A 12,002-nucleotide genomic window follows, 5' to 3' on the forward strand; every position below is an offset into this window, starting at 1 on the left:
TGAAGAACTATGTGGTCACTATCTTACTTGAAAATACAAGGCATTGCCAGAGAAAAATGGCTGTATATTTTAATACCTAAGTGAATTTTTCTTGATGGACTTTACAAAGTACTACGTTTTTTTTTGCTTTATTAATTAATTGTCATCTTTTGTTGGTACTTCTTAGATGAACTCGGTATCTGCTGAAAGGTTTGCTTGGTCTGGATTCCAGAGTTGGGAACAGAGATAGTCTTGGGCGATCGCCATTTGAGCGTAGGCAAAAAGGCAGGGAATATGGCCTGCAAATGTCTGGACTATGTCTGGGAAAAAATAGGGTGTTCCGTAGCTAAGGATAGCCTGAATATCGACTTTTTTATTTATTTTTCGGAGCAGTTTTAGGGGCTGGGCTAACTTGCCAGTAAAGGGATTGCCTCGCGTAAAAATTTGCACAATTGTTAATGTAGCGGCGAGGTTATAGTCTTGCCAATGGCTTAATTCAATAATCTTGGGCATAAAGCCATGGGACTGGGGAATGGCGATCGCCGGACAGTTGGGCTTGAGGAAATCACTTTTTAGGATCGAGTCAACAATAATCAGGTTTTGCGCTGGGGATGCGGTGTGGGTGGGTAAAGGCTGGGAAATATTATTATGCCGACTGGAGTATTCAAGAATTTCTGTAATGATTTTTTGCGTTTGTTGTTCGGCGATCGCCTCGGGATAGGAAGAAATACTTTGCGAGGTCAGCTTTTGTTTTGCAGCCCAAATGCGCGTGACAGATTGTTTGAGACGATCAAGGGTTAAACGACCAGACTGGATGGCTTTTTCAATGGCGGCGATCGCCCCACGGACATCGGGAGGCATCAGCAAAATATCGGCTCCGGCTTCCAAGGCAAGCACTGCGACTTCCGCAGGCTCAGCAAATTTAGTAACCCCCCCCATCATCAACGCGTCGGTCACAATCAATCCGTCAAAGGCTAATTTTTGCTGTAACAGATTAGTCAAAATTTCGGGAGAAAGGGTAGCGGGATATTTTTTATCTAAAGTCGGAATCATCAAGTGGGCTGTCATCACTGAATCGACTCCGGCGGCGATCGCCTCTTGGAAAGGTGGTAACTCAATCTTTTCTAAGCGTTCTAGTTCATGGGGAATTATGGGCAACGCCACGTGGGAATCCATTGCCGTATCACCATGGCCGGGAAAATGTTTGGCGGAGGTCAGCACCGGATATTTTTTAACGCCTCGAATAAAGGCTGTGCCCAGTGCCGCAACCTCTTCCGGTGTTTCTCCAAAAGCACGGATATTAATGACAGGATTCTCAGGATTATTATTCACATCCATCACGGGCGCGAGTATCCAGTTAATCCCAATACTTAACGACTCTTTCGCAGTAATCTCTCCCATTTGCTCAGCGAGGGCGATCGCCCGTCGTCGATCCTTGCGATAAATTTCAGCCAAGGCCATGGGTGGTGGAAACCAACTTGTCCCCGCGAACCGTTGCCCGACTCCTTCTTCTATATCGGCAGCAATGAGGAGAGGAATATCAGCCCAATCTTGTAGCTGCTTTGTTTTGAGGGAAACTTCTGCCGCGCTTCCCCCCAATAAAATCACCCCACCCACAGACCAATCCTTGACCCATGTTTGGAGTGTATTTTGATCCGCTTCCCACTGGGGATAGAGGCGATCGCCATCCAGCAAACAACCAGACGAGCGCACAACAATCAACTGTCCAATTAGTTGTCGTAACGAGAGGGAATCAATAGCAGGTAGCGCACCCATCGACAACTTAAACCGCTTCCTCGGATTCCAGCTCTTCCGGTTCTTTAATCTCCAGCTGATTAATCAAATTGATCATGCGATCGCCCTCTTCTAGGGAACGATCCTCAATAAATAAAATTTCCGGCGATCGGCGTAACCGTACCCGTTGCCCTAAGGTACGGCGAACAAACCCCTGACTGGCTTTTAAGCCCTCCATCGTTTCAGCACGCGCCTCTTCAGAACCATAGATACTGACAAAAACCTTTGCGTGCTGCAAATCACCCGACACCTCCACATCCGTAATGCTGACCATGCCCGCCCCGACGCGGTCATCCTTAATATCCTGCACCAGCATCATGCTAATTTCCCGCTTAATGAGCGAAGAAACCTTAGATACCCGTCGATTATTAGCCATAACTCTTACCTCCTATTACCTTGCCCCGAAACCAAGCTCACTTAGATTCACATCACGCCATTTAACTTAAGCTCTCAGACAGGGAGGATGACAACGCCCTTAGTTTATCTCGAAAAAACCCAGCCATCCAACAAGCAAGTAGTATCAACGCTCTAATATCATCCTAAATTCTGGAGCAAACCTTAAGGAAACATCAAGATATATCGGAGATTCTTGACAACGTCATCGCTTTTCATTGATAAACGCTGTAAAAACTGTAACAAAACTTCCGGAACAGGGTATGTTTAATCCTGATACAAATGGTCAGTGAGAAACCCTAATAATGCTGGACAAATCCGAAGCAATTATCGAAGCAATTGACGCAAGAGAAATTTTAGACTCCAGAGGTCGCCCCACAGTAGAAGCAGAAGTACGTTTTGCAAGCGGCGCATTTGGTTTAGCGCAGGTTCCCAGTGGCGCATCGACAGGCAGCTTTGAAGCTTGTGAACTTAGGGATGAAGATAAAAGCCGCTACGGCGGCAAAGGTGTACTCAAGGCAGTACGTAACGCCAAGGAAAAACTTGCTCCAGAACTGATCGGCAAAGATGGTTTAGACCAAAGTGCCATTGATTACGCCATGATCGCCCGCGATGGTTCTGACAATAAATCTAATATCGGTGCTAATGCAATTTTGGCGATTTCCCTCGCCACGGCACGGGCTGCAGCGGAAGAGTTGGCCTTGCCGCTTTACCGTTATCTCGGTGGTCCCTTGGCGAATGTTTTGCCTGTGCCTTTAATGAACGTGATTAATGGTGGTGAGCATGCTGCGAATAATGTGGACTTCCAAGAATTTATGATTGTCCCTGTCGGTGCAGAGACCTTTAGAGAAGCGCTGCGTTGGGGGGCGGAGGTTTTTGCAACGCTCAGCAAGGTACTCGACAAAAAGGGTTTACTCACTGGTGTTGGTGATGAAGGTGGTTTTGCGCCCAACTTAGGCTCTAATGAAGAGGCGTTAGAAATTCTCGTTGATGCGATCCAAGAAGCGGGCTACGAGCCGGGTAAACAGGTGGCTTTAGCTTTAGATATTGCGGCGAGTGAATTTTACGAAGATGGTAAGTATACCTACGATGGCTCTGCCCACAGCCGCGAAGAGTTTGTTGATTATCTCGCGGAGATGGTTTCTAAGTATCCGATTGTTTCTATTGAGGACGGTCTGGATGAGGATGACTGGGAAGGTTGGGCTGCGCTGACGGCAAAGATCGGCGATCGCGTTCAGTTAGTAGGCGATGACTTGTTCGTAACCAATAAAGTTCGTCTACAAAAAGGGATTGAGGAAAAGGCTGGTAATGCGGTTTTGATTAAGCTCAACCAGATCGGTACCCTCACTGAAACTCTTGAGACCATCGATCTCGCTACTCGTAATCAGTATCAATCTGTAATCAGTCACCGTTCTGGTGAAACTGAAGATACAACGATCGCCGATCTTGCGGTTGCAACGCGTGCGGGTCAGATTAAAACTGGTTCTCTCTGCCGTAGTGAGCGGGTTGCGAAGTATAATCGTCTCCTCCGCATCGAAGATGAACTGGGCGATCGCGCTGTTTATGCCCCTAAGGTTGGTCTTGGCCCCCAATTCTAAATTTTTCTCGTTAGAGAATTCAGTAAATAAAGATCTCAGTGTTTGCTGGGGTCTTTTTTTGTTGGGATGGCGATCGCCACCATTTTTTCGAGACCGGCAATGTTTTAGGCTAGAGCTAGAGAACTATGACTTTCAACCTAGATGCGGGTATTTATCCAAGACGACATTCTCTGTATCGACAAAGACGATGTGCCAGCCTTTAAAAAAGGTGGATCGGTGGTTCGAAATAGCTACTTTTGGGCGCTAAAATCTATTTCCTGTTATGCCCCTCGCGAGGGAAATTGGGAATTTGATCAAGAAGTTTGGGTTGCCCTCGCAAGGATGCTCATGGCTTTTACCGAATCTGGCTATCTCGGCTATTCGGAAACCTGCCTCAAATTTCCTGAGGATACGCCCATTCCCGATGTCTTACGCTCGGTGTCTAGTTACTTGTAGGACTTTGTAGCACTACGCAAGTTTTATTCCATTTCCTCCCAAAAAACGATGGAGTCGTTTAAAGGCTGCAAGGTCGTGCCGGGATAATAAAATTCGAGGATTTTAGCAGCAGACCAACCCAGATTAGCGAGATTGTAGGACCCAAATTGACTCATACCCACGCCGTGACCAAAACCACCACCAACAAAGGTATAGCCTGTAATTTGTTGTTGGGCATTTTTCATTGGTTGGAGATAAAACAAGGTGCTGCGTGGTGGCCCTAGAGCACTACGAATTTCATTTTTTAGCAGTTTGACAATGCCTTTGTCTGTGGTGACATCCAATTCGAGTACCCGGCCTGAGGGCGATCGCCGCATAATTTCTAATTTCTGAACAGATTTAATCCCTTCGAGCGGATGCTGGGTTTTTTCGAGATATTTTTGCAGCGTTGTTGCCAGCTCTTGAAGGGTAGCAGAACGTTCCCAGCGGAAGGGGCTTCGGCCAGTCTCATTGAAGCCTTCATTTAGGGCAATAAATTTTCTAAAGGTTTGTTCATCGGCTAAAGAGGTTGCCCCCAGATCCCACACTTGGTTGGGAGAATCAATCACCGCTTTCAGATAGGGACGTTCCTCGCCATTCCAGACATCGCTAAAGGAGGCCGTTACGCCACCTGTTGTGGAGGAATATAGTGCATCCACCAATTCATTTTCGTAGGTCAAAACGAGTCCTTTGGTGCGGGCGATCGCCTGATCGATGCGACTCGTACTTCCTTCTAAACCTTTATAAACTTGGCAATGGACAGTGGCACACATTTCATAGTTGTCAGCCTTAAAACGCCGTAAATTACGGAGGGCATAGGTGCGTGCAATAATCGTTTGGGCTTCTACCGCGTTAGTCGGCGCGCTTTGGCCGATTTCGTAGGGCACAACGCCCCGTAAATAGGTCTCGATATCAACTTCGTTGACCAGAGTGTAAGTGCCGTAGGCATTGGGCTGGAGCTGGAGACGACCAGCAAAACGGCTTTGTTTGCCCCCGTCTTCTTGGATCGTAAATAAATTATTGCCTGAACGAATGGCGACATTGGCACGATTGTAACGATAACCGCCCACCACAAAGGAGGCGATCGCCCGTTCTTGCCGCACCTCAGAACTTAAATAAGGCTCAGTAAATCCCGCCCGCTGTAAATCTTCTAGCAATAAACGTTTCAGGAGCGGCGTATTGTAAACCTCCCGATGTGCCCATACCTGCCAGCGACCCGGCTGGGTAATTTCCACTTCAATGCCGCGGGATCGCCACTCTTTAGCACTATCTTCGGCCGTTTCAAAAGTGCCTTGATCACTCAGAACAATATGTTCCGACAACTCCGCTTCGGACAATGCGCGCGCCCCTAGGGTGAAAGTCACCTTGTCCGTCTCTAAAATCTGCGGCTGACCACCCGTTTCAATCTCAAGGGTGAGGCGATCGCCCGGCAAACTACCAACAGTTAAGGTATCAGACTCCTCTTCCCCAAAACGCTGCACAATACCGACTTTAATTTCAACATCCCTTGCAATAGCGGGCTGGGCTGCCAGCAAAGAAAAACCCGCCACCATACCCATACCAAGTAGTACAGTCTTTGACTGAAACATTATTTTGGTCAACTCCTACGGCGATCGCCAATCATAGCTCTAAAAAACAATGACGACAAAATCATCAAATCTATCCCACTACCTTACCATTTTCATCTAGGAGTACCTCGCCACGAATCAGTCGCTCCGCCGCTTTCAGCAAATTATCTTCCACATAGGGCTTCGTGAAATAGGCCTTAGCACCACGCTCAGCCGCAATTTTACGGTGGCGCTCCGCACCACGGGAGGTCAACATCGCAATGGGAATATGATGCAACACTTCATGCTCTTGGACACGGTTCAACAGCTCCAAACCATCAATACGAGGCATTTCAATATCACAAAACGCCACATTAAAATCAGGTTCCGCTAACAGTTTATCTAAAGCATCCTGTCCATCGCGCGCCTTTTCAACCACATAACCAGCATTTTGGAATGTAATCGCCAGCAGCTCCCGCACCGTCACCGAGTCATCAATAATTAACACCTTAAAGGTCGCCTGCGTCCCAAAACGACGATTCTCAGAGTCAGCAGGAGGCGCCGTTGGAGATTTTCCATGATTCCCAGAAAATATCTTGGACGGTGGAGTCGCAACAGGTGCCGGTGGGGGAGACTTCTCTTCGACCTTCGCTACCCGAGTACTACCGGGTAAAAGAACCTCACCTTCCCTCATTTTCAGCGCTGCATCTAGCAACGCCTCTTCAAGGTATGGCTTTGTAAAGTAAGCACTAGCTCCCAGTTGAGCCGCCACTTGACGGTGGCGATCGGCACCACGAGAAGTCAACATAGCCACAGGGATCTGCGCTAAATTCGGATCTTTTTGAATCCGGGATAACAACTCCAAACCATCAATGCGCGGCATCTCAATATCACAGAAAACCAAGTCACAGAGTAAGCCTCCCCGCAACTTTTCCCAAGCTTCCTGACCATCCCGCGCCTGTTCTACCCGGTAACCAGCTTTCGTAAAACTGAGGGACAACAATTCCCGCACAGTAATCGAATCATCAACAATCAAAACCATCGGATCAGCCGCAAAGTTTTGCGGAATGTCCTGGGGTGGCATTGTCTCCTGCCAAGAACTGGCCTTACGTACCCGTCCCTGGGCAGCAAGCTCCAGTAGTTCTAGGACATCGGCTACAGGCATAATTGTGCCATCCCCTAAAACCGTTGCCCCTGAAATCCCAGCAGGCTTCGGAATGGGGCCTTCAATTTGCTTAATGACAATTTCCTGTTCACCAATCACCTGATCAACTTGTAGCGCCAATAAATTTCCCGCACTACGCAAAATCACAACGGGAATTTGGTCTGAGTCTGCCGCGCCACCATAGGATGTGCGACTAAGCCGCCGTTGGTGTGTGAGTAGATTATTTAAAGGATGTAGCCTTAGTCGAGAGTTCCGCCAGGTAATGTACTTGCGCCCTTCCTGAACTTCGATTTGTTCTGGTGTAAAGTCCTGCATATCTTCCACACCATCCATGGGCAGGGCAATGCGTGCATGGCGGTTTAAACAACAGAGAGCCTTACAAATATTGAGGGTCAGCGGTAAACGAATGATAAAGTTTGTGCCGCGTCCAAGCACGGAGTCAATGGTGATCGTGCCACGGATACCGCCAAGGGCATTGCGCACGACATCCATTCCAACACCTCTACCGGCAAAGTCATCGGCTTTATCTTTGGTTGTAAAACCGGGGTGAAAAATAAAATCGTAGATTTCTTGCTGGGGCATGTTTCTGACTTGACCCGGCGTTGCCAAACCTTTCTCTAAGGCTTTACGGAGGATGACATCGGGATTGATACCAGCGCCATCATCGGCAACGGAGATGACAATTTGATTACCTTGGACAAAGGCTTTGAGGGAAATTTTACCGGTGGGGGATTTGCCTAAGTTTGTACGAACGTCGGGTCTTTCAATACCGTGGGTAATGGCGTTGTTAATTAGGTGTGTGAGGGGATCGTACAGTTGCTCTAGGATCATTTTGTCGATGAGAGCGTCACGTCCTTCTACTTCGAGAATGGCTTTTTTGTGGAGTTTATTGGAGATATCACGCACGGGTCGCATCAGGCGATCGGCGGCTTGGGCGAAGGGGATCATCCGTGATTTGGTTAATCCTTCTTGGAGCTGGGTGCTGACTTGCCGGAGGTTACGGGCGACTTGTTCGGTGTCGTCAACGAGAAATTCAATGTCTGAGGAAGATTCTCGCACTCTGACGACTAACTCGATCATTTCTTGGGATAGGAGGTGAAAGCCGGTAAATTGATCCATTTCTAAGGGATCGTAATCCTGTCCGGATGAGGAGCCACCCATTGTGCTTTTCGAGTCAAAGCCACCCATTGCGCCTCGTGAGGCACGGTGATCATTTTGGCTGCGACTGGCAAGGAGGGAGCGTTCTAGGAGGGAACGTTCGTATAGATCTTGCATTCGCCCACCGATATCGCTCAGTTTTTGGACTTGCCCAACGAGGCTGTCAAGGAATTGTCGGAGTTTTTCTTGGCTCTGTTCGAGACTATTACGGTTAACAACGAGTTCTCCCATTAGGTTGCTGAGATTATCGAGTTGTTTGACGGGGATCCGCATGGTCTGCTCAAAGGCTTTGGGTTTGGCTGTGCGGGAGCGTGCCGTCGCGGGTGTGGCGTTAACGGTAGGGGGGCCACCCATTTCAATGTCGGCCTGTTCTAGTAGTTCGACTAGGTCATCAAAGCTTGTGTCTTTAGCGCTGGCAATGTCCATTTTCTGGGTGGGTGTAGAGACGGGGGCGATCGCCTCAGTTTCTGCTGGTGGAGACATAATAAGGTTGTCTTGTCTTCCACCCACCAAACTATCGAGGGCTTGCCAATTCGCGACTGGAGCTGTAGCGGGTTCTTCAATTAGAGCCGCAAGGGTGGCAAAATCTGGGTACAGGGCGATCGCCGGTTGACTCGGAGAAGCAACCTGAGGAGTCGTAAAGGCATTAACCGATGGTGGTTGTGGCTCAGGTTCGGAGGATGGGGGCGCAACCGGAGACTGAGCGCCGGGAACAGTACTCCGACTGGAAAAATAATTATCTAAATCCGCTTCTAACTCTTGCTCATGTTTAACGCTCGGACTACTGGCAAACAAACTTTCTAGGCCGGAGACCACCTCCGACGTTTCCGCAATTGGGTCATCCGGCTGGACTTCCAGCTCATCGGCGCTAAATTCATTTTCCCCAAAAATACTATCTAGCTCTGATTCAATTTCTGCTTCGCTGGCTGGCGGTTCACTTTGGGGGGTCAGGGTCATGCGGGCAAAATCGAGATCAATTTCTTCATCGGAGGTCGAGCTGACTTCACCCTCAAATAGCGCTTCAAAGCCCTCCGCTGTCATCTCTTCAACTTCACCACGGGAAGCAGAAACATCACCGACTACTGTTGTGTCAAAAAGTTGGTTTAAATTGCTTTCAATCGGTGGCAAAGTTGCCTGGGGATTTATCTCTGCGCCAAACAGATCACTTAATTCGTCGTCAAGGGAGCCGCTAATCGGTTCCGATGAGTCTGAGGCTGTTTCGTCAAGCTCCCCAAATAAGTCCGACAATTCGTCGTCGAAATTAGACCCTAAATTTTGCTTTGAAGAATAGCCGTTATTACTCACTGCAGTCTCTCGCCAAACGAAGATCGAAGAATTGACACAATTCAGAAATTACAACCAGCATAGCTCAATCTTTTTGAGCCTCTACGGGAAATTACTCCTTTGTCAAAAAAATCTATTTTGTGATCATTGCTTACTTTGTGCGACGGTCTAGGGCAAAAACCGGATTTTTGAGGAAAATCCTTGATTTCACGGGCTTTAATCCCTGATATTGACTACAGGGAAAACGCTATTTTGTTGTCAAAATTCACCATGGCTGGACATAGTAAGTGGGCAAATATCAAACGACAAAAGGCACGGGTCGATGCCAAAAAGGGTAAAACCTTTACGCAACTATCGCGGGCCATTATTGTGGCGGCACGGCAGGGGACACCTGATCCGGCGGGAAATTTTCAGCTCCGCACAGCGATTGAGAAGGCGAAGGCGGCGGGGATTCCCCATGATAATATCGACCGGGCGATCGCCAAGGGAGCGGGTACTTTCAATAGCGATGATGCCAACTATGAAGAAATTCGCTACGAAGGCTACGGTGCAGGCGGCGTGGCTATTCTCATTGAGGCGCTAACGGATAATCGCAATCGCACAGCGGCGGATCTGCGGGAAGCTTTTAGTAAAAATGGTGGCAATCTCGGAGAAACAGGCTGTGTGAGTTGGATGTTTACCCAAAAAGGTGTGGTGATTTTAACGGCAGAAGATGTTGATGAAGAGGCTCTCCTCGAAGCGGCCATGGCGGGGGAAGCCGAAAGCTATGACATCATCGCCGACAATAATGAAATTGAGGTGTTCACGACAGTAGATAATTTAGAACGCCTCAGCAAAATTCTTCAGCAAGAAAAGTTTCAGGTTCAAGAATCTGAGCTGCGCTGGATACCGGAAACGGAAATGGCACTGGATGATACAACCCAACTGCAAGCTGTTTTAAAAATGATTGACGCGTTAGAAGCCCTTGATGATGTGCAAAATGTCACCGCCAATTTGGCGATCGCCCCCAATATTGACCTGACGCAATTGTAAATTTATCGCTACGGATAGAAAAATAAAGGAATGCACCTTCCTAAAATAGAGATGTAGACGTTGCCCATCAAAAAAAGAAGAACCTCTTTCCATAATTTTCCTTCCTGTAGACTTAGCCCACTCTCATACCCGACCCTACACATTGAGCAAGCTCGAATGATAAACGCCAGCATTAATTAGCTTGGGCAGAGCAACCATCTTTACACCATAGGCATGACCAGCAACCCAGCCATTTAACCGACAAAGACATTTATGCTCGCGCCCGAACCCCTCCCCAAAGAACTAAAAAGACTCGCTGCCCTCTTTCGTTATGACATTTTAGATACCCCCGAAGAGTCTGAATTCAACGAGCTTGCACAAATGGCAGCAGAGCTATGTAATGTCAAAATCGCCCTCATTTCTCTAATCGATCAAGAACGTCAATGGTTTAAAGCTTCCGTTGGGCTAGATGTGAAGGAAACGCCGAGGGATATTTCCTTTTGTGGCCATGCCATCCATAATGACCAGATTTTTGAAATTCCCGATGCCAAACAAGATGACCGCTTCGCTGACAATCCCCTCGTCACGGCAGATCCCCACATTCGTTTCTATGCCGGAAAACCTTTACAAGCCTTTGATGGCAGTAAACTAGGAACGCTTTGCATCATTGATCCAGAGCCTCGCGTTTTAACGGATCGAGAACGTCGAATTCTTAGCTTTTTAGGCCGGCAGGTGGAAAAACAACTGGCATTGCGACTCCATTTACGCCAGTCAAAACAGAGTCTCCAACTGATTCAGGCACAGGCACAACGGCTAGAAGAAAAGACTAAAATTCAAAACCAGCTCATTTCTGTCCTTGCCCACGATCTGCGTAGTCCCATCGCCTCCCTTGAAGGTCTCGTCGATGCCTTTGACCAAGAATTTTTGAGTCAAGATCAGACGGTGGCGCTCATCAGAGAACTACGTCCAGAATTGACCCACACCTCTAACCAACTCAATCAGGTTTTGCAGTGGGTTCAACAGCAACTCAACGCCGATGCTGCCGAGCTTCAACCTTTCTCCATAGGGGCGATCGCCCAAGATAGCCTGTACTGGGTTAAACAGCGGGCGACAGAAAAACAAATTATCCTAGCCCAAGACATTGAAGAAAACCTTTATGCCTTAGGACAACCCGAACTGGTTCACATTATTTGGCGCAATCTTCTCAGTAATGCCATCAAATATTCCAGCCCCAAAGACACAGTGACATTATTTGCCCATCGCGACCAGCAAGAAATCATCCTCGGCGTAAAAGATCAGGGTCTCGGTATGACACCACAAATCCTAGAGTCCCTACGCAACCATCAAAGACAAGCCCCAAAACTTGGCACAGCCAACGAACAAGGCACAGGTTTAGGACTCATCTTGTGTCAAACCTACCTCCAGAAGATGAATAGCCAACTAGACATAAAAAGTGAAGTTTCTATCGGCTCAACTTTTTCCTTTCGTCTAGCCGCAGATCCAGATAACGGCAATCGAGACCTACAGCAATGATGGGATGAGTTGCCCACCCAAAAGCAATAAAATAACGTGAGTTTTGCTTAAGCATGCTCGGAAGTACGACGCGGTGAATGGGAGAGC

8 protein-coding genes are annotated in these 12,002 nt (G+C 47.9%); 4 read left to right on the forward strand and 4 right to left on the reverse strand.

Translation table 11 applies throughout. The features are described 5' to 3' along the window. Window positions 1-162: 162 nt before the first annotated feature. Both NIES208_RS02550 and rbfA read right to left on the reverse strand, forming a co-directional pair. The gene (locus NIES208_RS02550) at window positions 163-1,755 is read right to left on the reverse strand and encodes a glycoside hydrolase family 3 N-terminal domain-containing protein (protein ID WP_075889393.1); all 1,593 of its coding nucleotides are present in this window, start codon (window positions 1,753-1,755) and stop codon (window positions 163-165) included. 7 nt (window positions 1,756-1,762) lie between these two features. Continuing rightward, window positions 1,763-2,149 (reverse strand): 30S ribosome-binding factor RbfA, encoded by a 387-nt coding sequence (gene rbfA / locus NIES208_RS02555; RefSeq protein WP_075889395.1) that lies wholly within the window; start codon window positions 2,147-2,149, stop codon window positions 1,763-1,765. Window positions 2,150-2,471: 322 nt separating this feature from the next. Here rbfA and eno point away from each other — a divergent pair, with 322 nt between their 5' ends. Next, window positions 2,472-3,764 (forward strand): phosphopyruvate hydratase, encoded by a 1,293-nt coding sequence (gene eno / locus NIES208_RS02560; RefSeq protein WP_075889397.1) that lies wholly within the window; start codon window positions 2,472-2,474, stop codon window positions 3,762-3,764. 141 nt (window positions 3,765-3,905) lie between these two features. Further along, window positions 3,906-4,199: a hypothetical protein gene (locus NIES208_RS02565; RefSeq protein WP_075889399.1), complete on the forward strand. Its 294-nt coding sequence runs from the start codon at window positions 3,906-3,908 to the stop codon at window positions 4,197-4,199. Window positions 4,200-4,222: 23 nt separating this feature from the next. Here NIES208_RS02565 and NIES208_RS02570 read toward each other — a convergent pair whose 3' ends face one another. Both NIES208_RS02570 and NIES208_RS02575 read right to left on the reverse strand, forming a co-directional pair. Then, entirely contained in the window at window positions 4,223-5,806 is a 1,584-nt protein-coding gene (locus NIES208_RS02570; RefSeq protein WP_075889401.1) for a SpoIID/LytB domain-containing protein, read from the reverse strand. Window positions 5,807-5,876: 70 nt separating this feature from the next. Continuing rightward, window positions 5,877-9,392 carry a hybrid sensor histidine kinase/response regulator gene (locus tag NIES208_RS02575; protein ID WP_139324966.1) on the reverse strand — a complete coding sequence of 1,172 codons (3,516 nt, stop codon included), beginning with the start codon at window positions 9,390-9,392 and terminating at the stop codon, window positions 5,877-5,879. Window positions 9,393-9,641: 249 nt separating this feature from the next. On the opposite strand from NIES208_RS02575, the gene NIES208_RS02580 reads away from it, so the two are divergent. Beyond that, window positions 9,642-10,403 carry a YebC/PmpR family DNA-binding transcriptional regulator gene (locus tag NIES208_RS02580; protein ID WP_075889403.1) on the forward strand — a complete coding sequence of 254 codons (762 nt, stop codon included), beginning with the start codon at window positions 9,642-9,644 and terminating at the stop codon, window positions 10,401-10,403. 252 nt (window positions 10,404-10,655) lie between these two features. Beyond that, complete coding sequence (locus tag NIES208_RS02585; protein ID WP_075889405.1) at window positions 10,656-11,915, forward strand: GAF domain-containing sensor histidine kinase; 1,260 nt, start codon at window positions 10,656-10,658, stop codon at window positions 11,913-11,915. The last annotated feature ends 87 nt before the right edge of the window (window positions 11,916-12,002 follow it).

It is taken from the genome of [Limnothrix rosea] IAM M-220, assembly GCF_001904615.1.
Taxonomy (GTDB): Bacteria; Cyanobacteriota; Cyanobacteriia; order Cyanobacteriales; family MRBY01; genus MRBY01.